Below are 17,472 nucleotides of genomic sequence, written 5' to 3' on the forward strand. Positions count from 1 at the left end.
CCTTCTCCTCGGAGCCCCCCAGTACCAGGCCTTCATGGCCTGTCTTTTCGTCCCGTCCCCGTGACCTTGCCCGCATGAGTACCCGTCCATGGAATGGCTAGCCGATCCCACCGCGTGGCTGGGCCTGGCCACGCTGATTGTCCTGGAACTGGTCCTGGGCATCGACAACCTCGTCTTCATTGCCATCCTCGCCGACAAGCTGCCGCCCCATCAGCGCGACCGCGCGCGGGTCATCGGCCTGTCGCTGGCGCTGATCATGCGCCTGGGCCTGCTGGCGTCGATCTCGTGGATGGTGACCCTGACCGCACCCTTGTTCGAAGTGTTCGGCAAGTCGTTCTCCGGACGTGACCTGATCATGCTGTTCGGTGGTGTGTTCCTGCTGTTCAAGGCCACCATGGAGCTGCACGAGCGCCTTGAGGGCCACGTGGTGCAGGCCGGCGGGCCGGTGCGTCATTCGGCGTTCTGGCCGATCGTCGCGCAGATCGTCGTGCTCGACGCAGTGTTCTCCCTGGATGCGGTGATCACCGCCGTGGGCATGGTCGAGCACCTGTCGATCATGATGATCGCGGTGATCTTCTCGATCGGCATCATGATCGTCGCCAGCAAGCCGCTGACCCGCTTCGTCAACGCCCATCCGACAGTGATCATGCTGTGCCTGGGCTTCCTGATGATGATCGGCTTCAGCCTCACCGCCGAAGGCCTGGGCTTCCATATTCCGAAAGGCTACCTGTATGCGGCGATCGGCTTCTCCTTGCTGATCGAGGCCTTCAACCAGCTGGCCCGGGCCCGGCGCAAGCGCAGCCTGCAACAGCACAAGCCGTTGCGCGAGCGCACCGCCCACGCCGTCCTGCGCTTGCTTGGCGGGCGCCGGGTGGAAGCTGACGAAGTGGGTGAAGAAATCGCCGACCTGGTGGGTGATGGCGACGAGCAGGTGCTGTTCGACCGCCGCGAGCGGGTCATGATCAGCGGCGTGCTGAACCTCGCCGAGCGGCCGATCAGGACAGTGATGACGGTGCGTGCCGAAGTCGACGCCATCGATCTGGCCCAGCCGCCGGAGGCGATCCGCGAGGCGTTGATGAATTCCTCCTACTCGCGCCTGCCGGTAATCCGCGACGGGCGTGTCGAAGAGCCGCTGGGCTACGTGCACAAGAAGGAACTGCTCAAGGTGCTGCTGGCCGGTGGCGAGCCGGACCTGGAGCAACTGATGCGCGCGCCGTTGAACCTGCTGGAGAGCTTCAGCATCCTCAATGCCCTGGAGCAGATGCGCAACGAATCGACGCACATTGCCTTCGTGGTCAACGAATTCGGTGACTTCACCGGTGTCCTGACCATGACCGACATCCTTGAGTCGATTGCCGGCGAACTGCCCGATGCCAGTGAAGTGGTCGGCCCGGGCATCGTCGCCGACCAGGAGGGCTACCTGGTCAGCGGTGCCCTGAACCTGCGCCAGATCCAGGCGCAGACGGGCTTCGCGGCCCGGCCCACCGACGACTACCAGACCCTCGCCGGGCTGGTGATGAGCCTGCTGGACCGCCTGCCGATGGTCGGTGACCAGCTCGATTGGGAAGGCTGGTCGCTGACCGTGGTCGAAGTGGAGGAGCGCCGCGTGCGCCAGGTCCGTCTCAGGCAGCCGGCCGACGCTGGCGCAGCAGGTGCCTCACGCCTTCGATGATCAGCACCAGGACTGCCAGCCAGATCGGCAGGTAGGTCAGCCACTGGTCCGGGGCGATGCTTTCGCCCAGGATCAGTGCCACCATCACCAGTAGCACCGGTTCCACATAGCTGAGCAGGCCGAACAGGCTGAACGCCAGCATCCGGCTCGCCAATACGTAACTGATCAACGCCAATGCACTGATCGCGCCCAGCAGCGGAATCAGGGCGTAGAGCTGCGGGTGGGTGTCCAGGTCAGCGGCCGACAGCGGTCCGTTGATGACGAAGTACAGGGCGGCCGGCGACATCAGCAGCATGTCCGTCCACAGCCCGCCCAGATGGTCGGTGTGCAGGCGTTTGCGCAGGACGAAATACACCGGATAACCACCGGCGACCACCAGCACTTCCCAGGCAAAACTGCCGTGCTGGTACAGCTCGTGCCCGACCCCGGTGGCCGCCAGGGCTACGGCGACCTTCTGCAGGCGCGATAGACGCTCGCCATAGACCAGGCGCCCGGTCAGGACCATGGTCAGCGGCAGCAGGAAATACCCCAGCGACACTTCCAGGCTGCGCCCTTGCAGCGGTGCCCAGAGAAACAGCCAGAGTTGCACGCCGACCAGCGCCGAGGTCGCGCACAGGCCAAGGAACAGGGCAGGGGTTCGTTGCACCCGGCGCACCAGGCCGGTGACCAGCGACCAGTCGCGAGTGACGATCATGAACAGGGTGGCGCAGGGCAGGGTGAGGAGCATGCGCCAACCAAAGATTTCCTCACCGTCGAGCGGAGCGAGAAGGGAGGTGTAGTAATACATCACGGCGAACAGGCAGGACGCCATCACCGATAAAGCAATGCCTCTGGACAAGGGGGCCTCGAACAACAGTGAAACGAGAAAGGTTGACCGCTCATGATCTCAGGGGCGGCGTCGCTTCGGCAACCGCCGGCCGCTGCTGGTCGCCCAGGGCCTTGATGAAGTCGCCCAGGGGCATGGGCCGGCCGAACAGGTAGCCTTGCTGGTAATCGACGTCGAAGCGCGCCAGGTAGTCTCGCTGCTCCGCGGTTTCCACACCTTCGGCAACGATGCCCAAGCCCAGCTTGGCCGACAGTTCGATGATGCTGTCGAGGATATGCAGTGAGAGCGCATCGACACCGATCATGCCGACGAAGCTCTGGTCGATCTTCAGGTAATCGACGTTGAAGTGCCGCAGGTAGTCGAGGCTTGACTGGCCGGTGCCGAAATCATCGATCGCCAGCAGCACGCCCATGCGGTGCAGGCGTTCGAAGAGTTGGTCGGTGATCGGGCCGGGTGTTATCGGCGTACGCTCGGTGAGTTCCAGGGTCAGTTGCACGCGCCCCGGGGGAAAAGCGTCGAGCAGGGCCTGGCAGTCATCGCACAGGCCCGGATCCTGGCAGTGGGCGGCGGTGACATTGACCGCCAGGTGGAAGCCATCCTCGAACAGATGGGCGTGGGGCGCCAGGTCGCTGGCCAGACGCTCCATCAGGCGCCGGGTCATGGATACGATCTGCCCGCTGTGCTCGGCATAGGGGATGAACAGGTCGGGGCGCACCAGGCCTTCCCGCGGGTGATGCCAGCGCATCAGCACCTCGGCACCGGACCAGCGGTAGTCGCCACAGCGTACTACCGGCTGGAAGTAGGGCACGAATTCATCCGCCTCGAGGGCCCGTTGCAGCTCGGCGCGTGGCGACGAAGCACGCCGCAGTTGCCAGTAGCAGGCCGCGCCGGAACCGGCGCCGAGAAACAGCAGCATGCCGAACAGCGCCGGGTATTCGCTGCGCATCAGGTGCCAGGCTTGGCCAGCCTGGAAACCGCTGTACACGGAAAAGGCGTAGTGCCGCGAGTCCACTCGCTGTGGGGCGACCGGATAGCCGGGCACCGCACCCTGGCGCACCTGGCCGAGCTTGTCGATCCAGTGCGCGCCGACCTGCAGGCGCAGGTCGATGTCCGGGCCGATCAGTTCGAGGGCGCTGGTCAGGTGATCGCCATCGAGGGTGGTGATCGCACCCCTGGCCCCGTCGCTCAGGCGATAGACCAGCAGTGGATGGCCCGGGGTCACCGAGTTGCCGTCCATCAACCACAGGCTGCCGTCGGTATAATCCGTCGGATCGACCTTTTCGCGGAATTCGCCGAACAGCGAGGTGCAATAGATCTCGTCATCGAGGGTCAGGTTGGTGGATCGCACGAACGAGCGCCGGGTGACCTGCTCGCGCAGGGCCAGGTCCACCTCGGTGCAGGGCCTGCCGGCCATGGGCAGTAGCGTGCGTGCAGCGGCGGCGACGTTGTCCAGGACCTGCTCGAGGTGGCTGACCGCTTGGCGAGCGCTGTTCTGCGCACGGGCCTGCAACTCCCGCTCGGCCTGCCAATGCATGATTGCCAGCCCGCCCAGCACGGGCAGCGCGCCCACCAGCCAGGGCAGCAGGCGACGCAACAGGCGCGCGCGGCGCCGGGATTTGTGCAGGGGCATGGGCGGGATCCATCCTTGGGCTGGTTCGCATAGCATAGCGGGCAATGCCGCCGTCTATCCTGTGGGGTGCGGCGCTGATGAAAGCAATGCGCGACAAATGAAATTACGCACTGTAGAATCGCGTTACGAATACAACAATAAGGTTCCCGTCCACGGGGATCGAACCCGCCGAACATGGGTCCTTTATGAAGTGTCATGGATTCAAGCTGATTCTTGGTGACTTCCTTGCCCGCAGTACCCGGGGCATTTCCTGCGCGCCACCACGTTCACTCGCATCGACCGAACAGTAACTCGCGTTATTCAACCGTTTTGATGATGAGGCATACGAACATGGCAGATCTCTTCGACAACCCGATGGGCCTGATGGGCTTTGAATTCATCGAATTCGCTTCGCCGACCCCTGGCACCCTGGAGCCGATCTTCGAGATCATGGGCTTCACCAAGGTCGCTACCCACCGCTCCAAGGACGTCCATCTCTACCGCCAGGGCGGGATCAACCTGATCCTCAACAACGAGCCGAAAAGCGTTGCCTCCTACTTTGCCGCCGAGCATGGCCCGTCAGTCTGCGGCATGGCGTTCCGCGTACGCAATGCCCATGAGGCCTACGCCCGTGCCCTGGAGCTGGGCGCCCAGCCGGTGGAAATCGAAACCGGCCCCATGGAGCTGCGCCTGCCGGCCATCAAGGGCATTGGCGGTGCCCCGCTGTACCTTATCGACCGATTCGAGGAAGGCAGCTCGATCTACGACATCGACTTCAACTGGCTGGAGGGAGTCGATCGCAATCCGGTCGGCGCCGGGCTGAAGATCATCGATCACCTGACCCACAACGTGTACCGCGGGCGCATGACCTACTGGGCCGGTTTCTACGAGAAACTGTTCAACTTCCGCGAAATCCGCTACTTCGACATCAAGGGTGAATACACCGGCCTCACCTCCAAGGCCATGACCGCCCCGGACGGCATGATCCGCATCCCGTTGAACGAAGAGTCGTCCAAGGGCGCCGGGCAGATCGAAGAGTTCCTGATGCAGTTCAACGGCGAGGGCATCCAGCACGTGGCCTTCCTCACCGACGACCTGATCAAGAGCTGGGATGCCCTGAAGAAACTCGGCATGCGCTTCATGACCGCGCCGCCGGAAACCTACTACGAGATGCTCGAAGGCCGCCTGCCAGCCCATGGTGAGCCAACCGCCGAGCTGCAATCGCGCGGCATTCTCCTGGACGGTTCGTCCAACCCGGACGACAAGCGTCTGCTCCTGCAGATCTTCTCGGAAACCCTGATGGGCCCGGTGTTCTTCGAATTCATCCAGCGCAAGGGCGACGATGGTTTCGGCGAAGGCAACTTCAAGGCGCTGTTCGAGTCGATCGAGCGCGACCAGGTGCGCCGTGGGGTGCTGAGCACCGACTGAGGCCCCTGAGAGCTCCAATAAAAAGCCAGCGCAAGCTGGCTTTTTATTGGAGCTGCAAGCTGTAAGCCGCAAGCGATAAGCAAAAGCAGCAGCGGCACGGATTTCTTTTCCTTGCGGCTTGAAGCTTGTGGCTTATAGCTATACCGCCCGGCGCACCCCGCGCCGCCGCCGCTGCATCGCCCAATAGCTCCCCGCCGCCGTCATGATGCCCACCAGCAACAGCGACGGTGCGACCACCATGCTGTTGTCCAGCAACTGCCGTGCGGCATGCCCCGGCGGGTGAATGATATGGATGGTGTAGCCGTAAACAGGCGACACCTGACTCATGTCGGGCTCGCTTTCCAGGGCATGCAGGCTGTCCTGGACCTCGCCGGTTGCGCCGATCAGCGTCGGCCCGAACTGCAGCTTTACGCTTTCCGGTTGCCGCGTACCGCGCAGGATCCGTTGCAGGATCTCGCCGTCGGCCACCGCCAGTACACCGTAGGGATACTCCTGCAGGCGGTAATAGAGAATTGCCGAGTCCGGGGTGTTGTCGTTGCCCGCTTCCAGGCGCAAGCGATGGTTGAAATAGTCGCCGGGGTCCACCAGTAACCCGGATTCGCCGCGCAGGGTACTGCAATAGGCGCGGTTTTCCCGGACCAGAGTCAGCGAGCGCAGCTCCGGGTTGCCGACCACCTCGCTGTGAAGGGCGGGCAGAGCCTTGTCACAGGGGTACTCGGCGAGGTTGAGGACCTTGTTGCTGGCCCCATGCAGCGAGTCGATCAGGCCATCGACACCCAGCCGGGCATCGCGCAGGGCAAGAACGGAGGACTCGTCAAGCTGCTTGTTGACCTGCCAGGCCATTACCAGCAAGCCGAAGGCCACGGGAGCCAGGCCGATCAGCGGCAAGGTCAGCAGGGTGAGCAGTGCGTGGCTGGAACGGGAAGTACGAAGGGGCATGATTCACCTATAGGCAGAAGGCCACGACCGGATGGGGCCGGACCGAAGCCGATCAGCATAAGTGAGCGCTATACCCGCTTCCTGTACGAGCAGCTGACAGGACGTGTCGGATTCTTCGTTTCGTCAGGACGCTGTCATGTTTGCGCAGACTCGAGCGCGCTGACCACCAGGCGCCCGACCGCAGCGCCGGAGGCCGGATTCTGTCCGGTGACCAGCCGCCCTTCCTTCTGGTCCACGACAGCGAAAGCTTCCCACGGGTCTTCTGCCTTGCGATAGAGCCCGCCGCGGGCGGCCAGCTCGGTTTCGGTCAGGAAGGGCACTACCTTGTCCAGCTCTGCCAGTTGCTCCTCGATATTGGAGAAACCGGTCACTTCGCGATCACGCAGCAGCAGTGAGTTGTCACTGAGCTTGATGTTCAACAGGCCCACCGCGCCGTGACAGACCGAGGCCACCACGCCACCGTTTTCCCAGATCTGCCGGGCAATCTCCTGCAGCCCGTAGTTATCCGGAAAATCCCACAGTACGCCATGCCCGCCGGCGTAGTAGATCGCCCGGTAATCCCGGGGCCTTACCTGTCCAGGCGCCAGGGTGTTGCCGAGGCGGTTCATGAACGCCTTGTCGTTGTACCACTGCCAGTCGATGTCCTGTGCCAGGTTCAGGCTGTGCGGATCGACGGGCACGTAGCCGCCCGCGGGGCTGCAATAATCGACCTGGTAACCAGCCTGCCGGAGGACATCGGCGAAATGCACGGCTTCGCCCAGCCATAGGCCGGTAGCGCGCTTGAGAGTGGGGTATTTGGCCGTATTGGTCAGCACCACCAGAACTTTCTGGCTCATTGCGGTGATCCTCGGCGGGGTGGGGAGGGAGGTCGGAGGTGATTTCGAACCTGTACAGCATAGTTCCCCGGGAAAAGCCCGCCACGAGCTATGGCTATGTGCTAGCGTTTTGAAAGTTGTCTGCAATTGCACAGGAGAGTGACATGGTCGATGCCCAGCAGCAGTCGCAGTTCATGCAGGCCGCCATCGACGAGGCCCGTCTGGGCCTGGAAGAGGGCGGCATTCCCATCGGTTCGGTGATCGTCCATGCGGGCCGCATTATCGGCCGCGGGCACAATCGGCGGGTCCAGCAGGGCAGTGTGGTACTGCATGGCGAGATGGATGCCTTCGAGAATGCCGGGCGCCAGGATGCGCGGGTCTATGCCCAGGCCACCCTGTACACCACCCTTTCGCCCTGCGCCATGTGCAGCGGGGCGATCCTGCTGTATGGGATCCGCGAGGTGGTGGTCGGGGAAAACCGCACCTTCATGGGCGAAGAAGCCCTGCTGCGCGAGCGCGGTGTGCAGGTCACGGTACTGCAGGATGCGCAATGCATCGACTTGATGACCCGCTTCATCCGCGAGCGCCCGGCGTTGTGGAACGAAGACATAGGACAGGAGTCTGATCGCTGACAGCGGTCAAGGAAGCGCAGCGATGCATATCATTCATCTTGCACCTCGTCCGGTCCACAACCAGGGCATGAGCGAGGCGGTACGCCAGTTCGACTGGAGCAGTACCTCGCTTGGCCCCTGCATCGCTGGCCCAATTCGCTGCGCATCGCCGTGGACCTGATGCTGGCGTCGCGCTTCCCCAGTTGCCTGGTCTGGGGCAGCGATATGATCACGCTCTACAACGACGCCTTCGTGCCCATCCTGGGGAACAAGCCGAACCCGCTGGGCCGCCCGTTCAATGAGGTATGGAGCGACATCTGGGGCGAAGTGGGCGAGCTGGTGTTCCGGGTCATGGAGGGGGAAGCGGTCTTTCTCGAGAACTTCCCGCTGGTTACCAGCCGCAACGGCACGCTCGAACAAGTCTATTTCACTTTTTCCGCAAGCCCGGTGCGCGATGAGAGCGGCCAGGTCGCCGGGTTTCTCGATACCGTGCTTGAAACCACCAGCAGCGTCGAGTCCGAGCGGCAATGGCGCGAGCTGGCCGGATCCTTCGAACGCCAGGTGCAGGAACGGACGGCCGACCACACCCGCTTGTGGGAGCTGTCCAGCGACCTGATGCTGGTGGTGCAGGCGGATCTGCGCCTGCGCACGTTCAACCCGGCCTGCCGGCAACTGCTTGGTTGGGATGACGACCTGCATGGCCGGTCACTGCTGGACATGCTGCACCCGGATGACCACCTCATCGTCCGGCAACTCCTCCACGGCGCCCAGCCGAGCGGCGAGGGGCGCTTGCGTCATGTCGACGGGCATTACCGTCGATTCAGCCTGGGCGCCATGCCCGGCTCGGACTCCACCACCTTGCTGGGCCACGATATCACCCTGGCCCGTGAGCGAGAGGACACCTTGCTCCAGGCCGAGGAGCTGTTGCGTCATGGCCAGAAAATGGAAGCGGTGGGTCAGTTGACCGCTGGCGTGGCCCACGACTTCAACAATCTGCTGACCGGTATCAGCACCAGCCTCGAATTGCTCGAGCGCCGTGTGGCCCAGGGGCGCATGGATACTATCGACAAGTACGTGCACGCCGCCCGCCAGGCCGCCGATCGCGCTGCCGAGCTGACCCGGCGCATGCTGGCGTTCTCCCGTCGCCAGCCATTGTCACCGCGGCCTGCGGATCTCAACGACCTGCTGACGAATATCGAACCGATGATTCACCAGGCAATCGGTCCGGATATCGAGCTGCTCTGGCAGGTGGACCCGCGTCCCTGGTTGATCGAGGTGGATGTCAGCCAGATGGAAAACGCCCTGATCAATCTGTGTGCCAATGCGCGCGATGCCATGCGCCCCCGGGGCTGGGTGAAGATCAGTACCTGTAACGAACGGCATTACAGCGAACTGCCTGGTGTCGACCTGCCACCGGGCGATTATTGCTGCCTCAGGGTGGAGGACAACGGCTGCGGCATGTCGCGGGAGGTGGCTGCCAGGGCCTTCGATCCCTTTTTCAGTACCCGGCCTGCGAGCGAGCGCAGTGGCCTTGGCCTATCCATGGTGTATGGCTTCGTGCGCCAGTCCGGTGGCAGCGTTCGCATCGTTTCCGAAGAGGGCAAGGGCACCTGTATAGAGCTGCTCCTGCCGCGTTTCATTGGCTCCGACCTGCCCCTGCCACAACCGCAGCCGGAGCCCGCGCAACCGCAGGCGCCCCTGAGCATGCCGGCCGGTCGTCTGCGGGTCCTGCTGATCGACGACGAGCCGGTATTGCGCATGGTCATTCGTGAATCCCTGCAGGACCAGGGGCTGGAAGTGCTGGAGGCGGGGGATGCCAACAGTGGCCTGGCCGCTTATGAAAGCGCCGGATCCCTCGATCTGGTGATCACCGACATAGGCTTGCCCGGCGGGCTGAGCGGCATCGAGCTGGCCAAGGCCGTGCGTGCTCGCGCGCCCCGGCAGCGGATTCTCTTCATAACCGGTTTTACCCGTGAGTCGTTCAGCACCAGCGGGCTGGACGAGCAGGGCATGGACCTGCTCGTCAAACCGTTCGACCTGAACGCGCTGCTGCGCAAGGTCGCCAGCATGCTTCAGCCAGCTTCGCCCTCGGTCGCCGACGTGCCAGCACGGCCGCGCTGACGGGCGGCCACCCGCTCCAATACCAGGTAGGTGACGCAGGCGACCAGCAGCGGCAGCAGGAAATACACGGCGCGGTAGCCGATCAGCGCCGCCAGCAGCGTGCCCTGGCTGTATTGACCTTGCAGCAGGGTGATGAACACACTTTCCAGCACGCCCAGCCCCGCCGGAATATGGGTGATCACCCCGGCGATGCTGCTGACCATCAGCGTCGCCAGCAAGGTCGGATAACCAGCCTTTTCCGGCAACAGGGTATGGATCACCAGGCCCATCAGGCACCAGTTGCCGGCACCCATCAGCGCTTGCAGCGCGGCCAGGCGCCAGGAGGGCAGGGTGATCTGTTGCCCGCGTATGTTCCACTCCCGCCGTTTGGCGAAGCGGCACGCCAACAGATAGCCGATGGCCGCGATCAGCATGGCGATGCCGATCACGCGCAAGCCGCTGCTGCCGATTTCCAGGCCGGCGGGAAGCTTGGGAAAGCCGAGGGTGAACAGGCAACCGGCGACCAGCAGGTAGCCCAGCCAGTTGGTGACCAGGCCGAAACCAAGGATGCGGGTGATGGTGGGGGTGTCCAGTCCCAGGCGCGAATACAGGCGAAAGCGCAGGGCAACGCCGCCTACCCAGGCGCTCAGGTTGAGGTTGAAGGCATAGCAGACGAACGCCAGGGGCAACACCTGGCGCGCCGGCAAGCGGTGACCGGTATAGCGGCGACCGAGCAGGTCGTAGCTGCTGAACAGGACGAAGCTGCACACCACGAAACCCAGGGCGAGGAGTAGCACGGTTGGCCGGTAGGACGTCAACGCATGCCAGACTTCGCCCCAATCCTGATTGCGCAGAAGCATGAACAGCAACACCGGGACCAGGATGAAGAACAGCACCGTCAGCGCCTGGCGCGCGCGTTTCCACAGGGTCTTTTTCAAGAGAGGCGCTCCTGCACGGTTTCAGCGTCCTGGTACAGCGGCTTTACCCGCGGCTTGTGCGCCGGCAAGCCGGCGACCAGCGCCGGGAAGTAACGGGTGAAGTGGAACGTCAGGAAAATCAGCGGCGCGCGCCACCAGTAACCGCGCAGCACCCGTTGCAGGCTCACCGTCTTGCAGCGCTTGTTGCGCAGTTCGTCCAGGTGTTCGAACAGGCGCTGGTTGAACGCTTCGTCGCGGATCACCAGGTTGGCTTCAAGGTTCAGCGACAGGCTCAGTGGATCGAGATTGCTCGAGCCGACGGTGCTCCAGTGCCGGTCCACCAGGGCCACCTTGCCGTGCAGCGGTCGTTCGCAATATTCGTGGATCTTCACCCCGTCGCGCAGCAGGTAGTTGTACAGCAGCCGCGAGCACAGGCGTACCCAGGGCATGTCCGGCATCCCTTGCAGGATCAGGGTCACGTCTACCCCGCGCCGCGCGGCATTGCGCAAGGCACGCAGCAGGCGGTAGCCGGGGAAGAAGTAGGCGTTGGCAATGATGATGCGCTCGTGGGCGCTGACAATGGCGCGCAGGTATTGCTGCTCGATGTCGGTGGGTGCTCGTTGTTGTCGCGGATGATCAGGCGCATCTGCGCCTGTTCGCTGTCTGGCTCCAACACCGGCGCCCGGCGCCACCAGGCGCGGTTGCGCTGGCCGATGCGGGCATGGCTGTCGAGCAGTTTGAGGGTTGCCTTGCGCAGATCATCGACGATCGGGCCGCGCACCTGGACCGCGTAGTCCTGCTTGGCCAGGGGGCCGAAGTCGCCGAGATGGTCAGCGCAGTAATTGATTCCGCCGATAAAGCCGAGCGAACCGTCGATCACCAGGATCTTGCGGTGCAGGCGGCGAAACAGGTTGGTTCGCACCCCCAGACGCATCGGACTCGGGTCGAAGGCCTGCAGGTCCACACCGGCATCGAACAGCGCCTGGAGGTATTCGCGGCTCAGCTCGGCGGTACCATAGCCGTCCACCAGCACCTGCACCCGCACCCCGCGTCGGGCGGCCTCGATCAGTACCTGCTGGAGTTCCAGGCCGACCTTGTCCTCGTAGATGATGAAGGTTTCCAGCAGCACTTCTTCCCGGGCCTGGCGGATGGCCTCGAACGCCGACGGGTAATATTCCTCGCCGTTGATCAGTAGCTGCACTTCGTTTTCCGCACGCCATTCGGTGCTCATAACAGGACCTCGACACAGAGTGGCAGGTGGTCGGACAGATGCGACCAGGGTTTACGCGACATCACCCGTGGCTCATGGGCCCGGGCATTGCGCAGGTAGATTCGGTCAAGACGCAGCAGTGGCCAGCGCGCCGGGAAGCTGCGCGCCGGTGCGCCATAGGCGCGGGTGAACACCTCGAACAGGCCGCGACTGGCGAGCAGGGTGTCGGCGCGCTGGCGCCAGTCGTTGAAATCGCCGGCGATCACCACCGGTGCGTCCTCGGGCAAGGTGTCGAGCAGGCCGCACAGCAAATGCAGTTGCTGGGTGCGCTGGCGCTCGTCGAGCCCCAGGTGCACGCAGATGGTGTGCAACCGGCGTTCGCCGGGCAGGGCCAGCACCGAATGCAGCAGGCCGCGTTGCTCGCTGCCATCGACGCTGACATCGAAGTTGTGATGTTCGAGGATGGGAAACTTCGACAGCAGGGCGTTACCGTGCTCGCCCTCGGGATACACCGCGTTGCGACCGTAGGCGAACATCGGCCACAGGCTGTCGGCCAGGAACTCGTATTGCGGCAACGGCGACCAGCCCGGATGGCGCTGGGCATGGCGGCTGTGGCTGCCGAGCACTTCCTGGAGAAACACCACGTCGGCGTGATGCGCACGCACCGCCTCGCGCAGCTCCGGCAGCACATAGCGACGATTCAGCGGGCTGAAGCCCTTGTGCACATTGACGGTGAGCACGCGCAGGGCACTGACCGGCTCGACCTGGCTCAGTTCAACAGGGCGTTGTGCCTGGGTCATGGCTGCCCTCCGTCGACCGGGCTTGCCGCAGCACCGGAAGCTGCGGAGTGTTCCGGATGATGACGTGGCAGCAGGAGCTCCACCTCGGTGCCCTGGCCCATCCGGCTACGCAAGCTGACATGACCGTGGGACTGGCGACTGAAGCCGTAGACCATGGATAGGCCAAGACCGGAGCCCTGGCTGCTGCCCTTGGTCGAGAAGAAAGGATCGAAAGCACGTTCCAGGGTGCTCTGCGACATGCCGCAACCGTTGTCGCTGACGCTGATGCGGACGAAATCGTTGCCATCGAGGGGATGGGCTTCGGGAAAGGGATGCAGCAGATGGAGATTGCTGACCTGGATGCTCACCTCGCCTCCATGGGGCAAGGCGTCGCGGGCATTGACCAGCAGGTTGTCCAGCGCTTCCTGCAATTGCCGGGCATCGGCCCTGGCCGGCCACAGGTCCTTATCGATGCGTAGTTTCAGGCGTACGCCCGGGCCGACCAAATCGCTCAGGCGCTGGCGCTGCAGCAGGGCGGCCAGTTGCACCGGGCGGTCGTCCAGCGACTGGCGCCGAGAAAAGGCCAGCAGGCGATGGGTGGTGCTGGCAGCCTGTTGCACCGCAGTGAGGCCCATGTCCACCAGCCTGGGAACGTCCTCCGGGCGTTGCTGGTCGATGCGTTGGCGGATCAATTCCAGGCTGCCGCCGATACCGGTGAGCAGATTGTTGAAGTCATGGGCCACACCGCCGGCCAGTTGGCCGATGGCCTCCATTTTCTGGTTCTGGTGCAGGTGTTGCTCTTCTTCGCGCAAATGGCGAACCCGCTCTTCGGTCTGACGCTGCAGGCTGGCCAGTTCCATTCCTTGCTGGCAGCTGTAGTACTGGCGACGCCGGGCACGCAGGGAGGTGTGGGCGAGGTCCAGCAGGGCCTGGTCGGCAAAGGGGCAGGGCAGGAAGAACAGGTTGCCCAGGGCCAGGCGCAGATGCGAATTGCAAGCTGTGGATTGATCGCCGTCGCCGAGCAGCACTACCGGCAGGTCCGACCATAACGGCTGGCTGCGCAGGTGGAATTCGAGCCGCGAGGATTCGGCATCTACCAGGCATGTCCGGGCAATGATCGCAAGGCCTGCACCTTGGTCAAGCGCGTCGGCCAGCTCTTCGACATTGCCCATGGCCAGGGCAATGAGCCCGGCCTGTTCCAGCAGGTCCCGGTGTGGTCGCTGATCGGCGGTGGCGCCAGGATCAGCGCACGCTCGCTGTTGGCTGACGAATGATTCACGGTCGATCTCCTTGGAAAGCGCCGCGGGCAGCGTTTCATCTGCAGCGGATGCACTCTCTCTGGACCGCGCCGGGAAAGCGCGGGTTCAAACCGATTGCGCGAAGGACGCCGGTAGCGTCAGAGGCCTTGCTGGACCAGGGGATCGTCGGGGTTCTGCTGCTCCAGCTGGGCCAGGAGGATCTGCACGTTCTGCAACTGGCCGCTTTCCTTCCAGTACTCGATCAGCAGCACCCGCGCCTTGCGGTTGGCCGGCTGCCGGGCGAGCAGGGTTTCCAGCTGCTTCTGCGCCACCTGGAGCTGGTCGAGGCTGTGCAGGCTGACCGCCAGGGTATAGCGATAGTCGCTGTTGTCCGGCTCCAGCTCCACCGCCCTGGAAAATGCCAGCAGGGCGTATTCGTCCTGCTGATGACGCAGCAGCCATTGGCCCAGTTCATATTGCAGCAAGGCGGAATCAGGATAGCGCTGCAAGGCTTCGGCCAATACCGCACGAGAGCCCTCGCCCTGGCCCTGGCTGTCGAGCAGACGTACCCGGGTGGCTATGGCCTCGAGGTTCTCCGGCTCCAGCTTCAGCGCCTGGTCCAGTGCGCTGGCGGCGGCGGGGAAGTCGCGTTCCTGCAGATAGAGGCGGGCCAGGTGCACCTGGTCCTGCACATCGTCGCTGCGCGTTTGCAGGGCCAGTTGGTACTGGTCGAGCACGTTCTGCCACGGTGCGAAGTACAGGCCGATGTCATCGGGGCTCAAGCCTGCCAGGGCGTCCACCGCAGCGAAGCGTACGCTGTCGTCCTCATCGTCGAGCAACGGGCCGAGGAGCAGGCTGCGCTGGTTGGCCGGGACCATGGCGGCGATGGCCTCGAGGGCGGCGCGACGTACCAGCGGATCGTCGTTATGCAGGTCCTGGCTGGCCAGTTTCAGGGCCTGGGGAGATGGATAGTTGGGCAGTTCTGCGTAGAGGCTGGCGCGGCGGATGGCCGACAGGTCGTCGCGCCCGAGCTGCTGGTACAGCACCCGGGCGGCTCCGGGCAGGCCATTATGCGCCTGGGCCAAGGCCTTGACGTAGGAGTGCTGGAGTGCCGGATTGGGTGCCGGAGGGGCCTTTTGCAGCGCCAGGCTGCCCAGGCCCGCCAGCAATAACAGGGCGAGGCCGGCGAACAGGTAGGTACGCGGTCGGGGCATGCGTGATCCGGACGGGGATTACGGAAAAGCGCCAAGCTTGGGTCAGACGAATGCTTGAGTCAATGCGTGGGATATGCCTTGGGCTGTGCAGTGCTCCCGTTGTCGAGAGCACTGCACTTCGAGAACACGGCGCAAAGCGCTGCGTTATCAATGACCGCGATGATGACGCTTATGCTTGTGCTTGCCGGAGTCGTGGCGATCGTCATCGGCCAGGTGATTGCCCAGCGCGCCGCCCGCTGCCCCGCCGAGGCCTGCACCGATGGTCGAGCCGGTGGAGCCGCCGACCTTGCCGCCCAGCACCGAGCCACCGGCCGAGCCAAGGCCGCCGCCGATCGCGGCTTCGGTACGATTGCCTTTCTTCGCACCGACGGCGCTACCGGCAGCGCCACCCAGGCCGGCACCGATGGCCGCGCCTGTGCTGCCGCCGATCTGTTGTCCAACCACGTTGCCCAGCGCGCCGCCGAGGCCGCCGCCAATGGCGGTGGTGCCGTCACCGGCCAGTGCGGCCTGGGAGATCAGAAAACCTAGAGCAAGAGTAGGCAGTGTGAGACGCATGGCAGAAACCTCAGTGTCGTTGAAGCGATCGTGTGTCAGGGATATCAGTCGTCATCGCGGTAGCGGCGGTCGTCGCGACGATAGTCGTAACGGTCGTCATAGCGGCGGCGGTCATCGTCGTGCCAGCGCCGCTGATCGCGGTCACCGCCGCGCCAGCCGTCGTCGCGGTCATGATGATGGTGATGGGCACAGCCGGCGGAAAGCAGGATCGCGGCAAGCAGGGAAAACTGGGTCAGGCGGGTCAACACGGTGATGTCCTCGAATCGACGCGATAGGGTCGATGGCAAGGTTATGACCGCATGTATCGGGTTTGGTTTCCTAGATCACCGGTAAGCGACTGGCAGATATGAAAAAAGCGCCCATGAGGGCGCTTTCCGGAAGGTGGTGCGAGTGGCGGGACTCGAACCCGCAAGGCTTGCGCCGACAGATTTTAAGTCTGCTGTGTATACCAATTCCACCACACTCGCAGGTTCTCCGAGCTTCAAGAAGCTGCTCGAAGCAAGGGCGCTTTATAACTCATCGTTATATTCCAGTCAACGGGCAAGCAGCTTCAACGCGCCATATAGCGCTGCACCCAACGTCGTGGAATGAACAACGAAGCCAATCCGATCAATGCCGCCAGCGCACTGCTGAACAGCAGCGCGGCGAATCCGAGACGATGTTCCAGCCAGCCGCCAAGGACCGCACCGAACAGCATGCCGCCCCATGGCACCAGTTGCATGCGCCAGCCGGCGCGACGATCGCCCATCAGCCAGCGGCCAAGGCCCCGGCCAAAACGGGAAAGGGCGCCGGTGACGTAGGTCAGGCCGATAGGCAGGCCGTTCACTTCCTCCACGGCGGCGTTGAGCATGCCCATGGCAAGGATCGCCGCCAGCAGCGCCAGGAGTTCCAGGTAGTCGCCACAAAAGGCTGCGCTCAGCAACAGCAGCGAGGTCAGAGCCAGCAGCGGCCAGGCGCGCTTGCGGCTGGAACGGGCGATCATCACGCCCAGGGCATTGCCAAGGACGAAAGTTATTACCAGCAGGCCCAGGCGCAGCACCAGCCCGAACTGGCCTTCGCTGACAGCTACCGCCAGGCGCGTCGTGTTGCCGCTCATGAAGGAAACGAAGTCGCCGCTGGCAAGAAAGCCGATGGCATCGGTCATGCCGGCCAGCACCGAGAGACCGCCAACGAAGAACAGACCGACCTGGCCATGCCGACGATACAGGCGCCGTGCCTTGAGGCTGCGCAGTGCCGCGGGATGTTCGGGGAGCATCCGGGCGGCCTAGCGCAATTCGATGCTGTTGGCCACGGCGCGCAGCTTGTTGATTGAGTCGGTGAGGCCGCTGACCCGTGCCCTGACCTCGACAGCATCGCCTGCATGCACCGAATGCTGCAGATAGACCGCGTGCCCGGCCAGGCCGCGAGCCAGTTGTTCCATGCCGTCGGCGGTGGTTTCCAGATCGTCGTGGATGCGTTGCATGCGTATGTTGATGACCAAGATCCTTTTCCTCAACCGCTCGTCTTGTCGATACCCGGGGGCGCGAACTATAGCAATTCGCCGCCACGTCGGCAGGCGC

At 63.9% G+C, this 17,472-nt stretch carries 17 protein-coding genes, 1 tRNA gene and 1 pseudogene; 5 read left to right on the plus strand and 14 right to left on the minus strand.

What is annotated here, in order from left to right; all coding sequences use genetic code 11:
* The first annotated feature begins 88 nt into the window (after positions 1-88).
* Positions 89-1,672 carry a TerC family protein gene (locus tag CSV86_RS07895; protein WP_009402646.1) on the plus strand — a complete coding sequence of 528 codons (1,584 nt, stop codon included), beginning with the start codon at positions 89-91 and terminating at the stop codon, positions 1,670-1,672.
* On the opposite strand, the gene rarD is transcribed toward CSV86_RS07895, so the two are convergent.
* The gene (gene rarD / locus CSV86_RS07900; RefSeq protein ID WP_037061203.1) at positions 1,623-2,510 is read right to left on the minus strand and encodes an EamA family transporter RarD; all 888 of its coding nucleotides are present in this window, start codon (positions 2,508-2,510) and stop codon (positions 1,623-1,625) included. The two genes, CSV86_RS07895 and rarD, sit on opposite strands and share 50 nt — an antisense overlap.
* Before the next feature lie 40 nt (positions 2,511-2,550).
* Entirely contained in the window at positions 2,551-4,128 is a 1,578-nt protein-coding gene (locus CSV86_RS07905; RefSeq protein ID WP_009402642.1) for an EAL domain-containing protein, read from the minus strand.
* A gap of 330 nt (positions 4,129-4,458) precedes the next feature.
* Here CSV86_RS07905 and hppD point away from each other — a divergent pair, with 330 nt between their 5' ends.
* Entirely contained in the window at positions 4,459-5,535 is a 1,077-nt protein-coding gene (hppD, locus tag CSV86_RS07910; protein ID WP_009402640.1) for a 4-hydroxyphenylpyruvate dioxygenase, read from the plus strand.
* Between the two features lie 138 nt (positions 5,536-5,673).
* On the opposite strand, the gene CSV86_RS07915 is transcribed toward hppD, so the two are convergent.
* Positions 5,674-6,474: a CSS-motif domain-containing protein gene (locus CSV86_RS07915; protein WP_009402638.1), complete on the minus strand. Its 801-nt coding sequence runs from the start codon at positions 6,472-6,474 to the stop codon at positions 5,674-5,676.
* Positions 6,475-6,608: 134 nt separating this feature from the next.
* Entirely contained in the window at positions 6,609-7,310 is a 702-nt protein-coding gene (locus CSV86_RS07920; RefSeq protein ID WP_009402636.1) for a type 1 glutamine amidotransferase domain-containing protein, read from the minus strand.
* A gap of 143 nt (positions 7,311-7,453) precedes the next feature.
* Between CSV86_RS07920 and CSV86_RS07925 the strand changes: the two genes are divergently transcribed.
* From CSV86_RS07925 to CSV86_RS07930, 3 genes are read left to right on the plus strand one after another with little or no spacing between them, the layout of a single operon-like run.
* Positions 7,454-7,921 (plus strand): nucleoside deaminase, encoded by a 468-nt coding sequence (locus CSV86_RS07925; RefSeq protein ID WP_009402634.1) that lies wholly within the window; start codon positions 7,454-7,456, stop codon positions 7,919-7,921.
* 22 nt (positions 7,922-7,943) lie between these two features.
* Complete coding sequence (locus CSV86_RS31780; protein WP_240160393.1) at positions 7,944-8,081, plus strand: hypothetical protein; 138 nt, start codon at positions 7,944-7,946, stop codon at positions 8,079-8,081.
* A complete protein-coding gene (locus tag CSV86_RS07930) occupies positions 8,081-10,021 on the plus strand; it encodes a hybrid sensor histidine kinase/response regulator (RefSeq protein WP_240160394.1) in 1,941 nt (646 codons plus the stop codon). The genes CSV86_RS31780 and CSV86_RS07930 overlap by 1 nt, the downstream gene beginning before the upstream one ends.
* Here the strand turns inward: CSV86_RS07930 and CSV86_RS07935 are convergent.
* The 10 genes and pseudogenes from CSV86_RS07935 to CSV86_RS07980 form a co-directional block, all read right to left on the minus strand.
* The gene (locus tag CSV86_RS07935; protein ID WP_009402631.1) at positions 9,973-10,938 is read right to left on the minus strand and encodes a lysylphosphatidylglycerol synthase domain-containing protein; all 966 of its coding nucleotides are present in this window, start codon (positions 10,936-10,938) and stop codon (positions 9,973-9,975) included. The two genes, CSV86_RS07930 and CSV86_RS07935, sit on opposite strands and share 49 nt — an antisense overlap.
* Positions 10,935-12,148: pseudogene (gene clsB, locus CSV86_RS07940) on the minus strand (cardiolipin synthase ClsB). The gene CSV86_RS07935 and the pseudogene clsB overlap by 4 nt, the downstream one beginning before the upstream one ends.
* Positions 12,145-12,927, minus strand: a complete 783-nt coding sequence (locus CSV86_RS07945; protein ID WP_009402627.1) for an endonuclease/exonuclease/phosphatase family protein — start codon at positions 12,925-12,927, stop codon at positions 12,145-12,147. The pseudogene clsB and the gene CSV86_RS07945 overlap by 4 nt, the downstream one beginning before the upstream one ends.
* Positions 12,924-14,078, minus strand: a complete 1,155-nt coding sequence (locus tag CSV86_RS07950; RefSeq protein WP_170394505.1) for an ATP-binding protein — start codon at positions 14,076-14,078, stop codon at positions 12,924-12,926. The genes CSV86_RS07945 and CSV86_RS07950 overlap by 4 nt, the downstream gene beginning before the upstream one ends.
* 224 nt (positions 14,079-14,302) lie before the next feature.
* A complete protein-coding gene (locus CSV86_RS07955; RefSeq protein WP_009402623.1) occupies positions 14,303-15,358 on the minus strand; it encodes a HEAT repeat domain-containing protein in 1,056 nt (351 codons plus the stop codon).
* Positions 15,359-15,505: 147 nt separating this feature from the next.
* Positions 15,506-15,913, minus strand: coding sequence for a glycine zipper domain-containing protein (locus tag CSV86_RS07960; RefSeq protein ID WP_009402621.1), 408 nt, complete (start codon positions 15,911-15,913; stop codon positions 15,506-15,508).
* Positions 15,914-15,957: 44 nt separating this feature from the next.
* A complete protein-coding gene (locus CSV86_RS07965) occupies positions 15,958-16,200 on the minus strand; it encodes a hypothetical protein (protein WP_205346233.1) in 243 nt (80 codons plus the stop codon).
* Positions 16,201-16,295: 95 nt separating this feature from the next.
* A tRNA-Leu gene (locus tag CSV86_RS07970) sits at positions 16,296-16,380 on the minus strand.
* 83 nt (positions 16,381-16,463) lie between these two features.
* The gene (locus tag CSV86_RS07975; RefSeq protein WP_009402617.1) at positions 16,464-17,168 is read right to left on the minus strand and encodes a YoaK family protein; all 705 of its coding nucleotides are present in this window, start codon (positions 17,166-17,168) and stop codon (positions 16,464-16,466) included.
* Positions 17,169-17,177: 9 nt separating this feature from the next.
* Positions 17,178-17,393, minus strand: coding sequence for a hypothetical protein (locus CSV86_RS07980; protein WP_100228123.1), 216 nt, complete (start codon positions 17,391-17,393; stop codon positions 17,178-17,180).
* Between the last annotated feature and the right edge of the window lie 79 nt (positions 17,394-17,472).

Origin of the sequence: Pseudomonas bharatica CSV86 (assembly GCF_000319305.2) — a bacterium.
Classification (GTDB): Bacteria; Pseudomonadota; Gammaproteobacteria; order Pseudomonadales; family Pseudomonadaceae; genus Aquipseudomonas; species Aquipseudomonas bharatica.

Coding starts and splice junctions, on each gene's coding strand:
- CSV86_RS07895 (WP_009402646.1), top strand. CDS start 89: ATGGAATGGCTAGCCGATCCCACCGCGTGGCTGGGCCTGGCCACGCTG.
- CSV86_RS07905 (WP_009402642.1), bottom strand. CDS start 4,128: ATGCCCCTGCACAAATCCCGGCGCCGCGCGCGCCTGTTGCGTCGCCTG.
- hppD (WP_009402640.1), top strand. CDS start 4,459: ATGGCAGATCTCTTCGACAACCCGATGGGCCTGATGGGCTTTGAATTC.
- CSV86_RS07915 (WP_009402638.1), bottom strand. CDS start 6,474: ATGCCCCTTCGTACTTCCCGTTCCAGCCACGCACTGCTCACCCTGCTG.
- CSV86_RS07920 (WP_009402636.1), bottom strand. CDS start 7,310: ATGAGCCAGAAAGTTCTGGTGGTGCTGACCAATACGGCCAAATACCCC.
- CSV86_RS07925 (WP_009402634.1), top strand. CDS start 7,454: ATGGTCGATGCCCAGCAGCAGTCGCAGTTCATGCAGGCCGCCATCGAC.
- CSV86_RS31780 (WP_240160393.1), top strand. CDS start 7,944: ATGCATATCATTCATCTTGCACCTCGTCCGGTCCACAACCAGGGCATG.
- CSV86_RS07930 (WP_240160394.1), top strand. CDS start 8,081: ATGCTGGCGTCGCGCTTCCCCAGTTGCCTGGTCTGGGGCAGCGATATG.
- CSV86_RS07945 (WP_009402627.1), bottom strand. CDS start 12,927: ATGACCCAGGCACAACGCCCTGTTGAACTGAGCCAGGTCGAGCCGGTC.
- CSV86_RS07950 (WP_170394505.1), bottom strand. CDS start 14,078: ATGGGCAATGTCGAAGAGCTGGCCGACGCGCTTGACCAAGGTGCAGGC.
- CSV86_RS07955 (WP_009402623.1), bottom strand. CDS start 15,358: ATGCCCCGACCGCGTACCTACCTGTTCGCCGGCCTCGCCCTGTTATTG.
- CSV86_RS07960 (WP_009402621.1), bottom strand. CDS start 15,913: ATGCGTCTCACACTGCCTACTCTTGCTCTAGGTTTTCTGATCTCCCAG.
- CSV86_RS07975 (WP_009402617.1), bottom strand. CDS start 17,168: ATGCTCCCCGAACATCCCGCGGCACTGCGCAGCCTCAAGGCACGGCGC.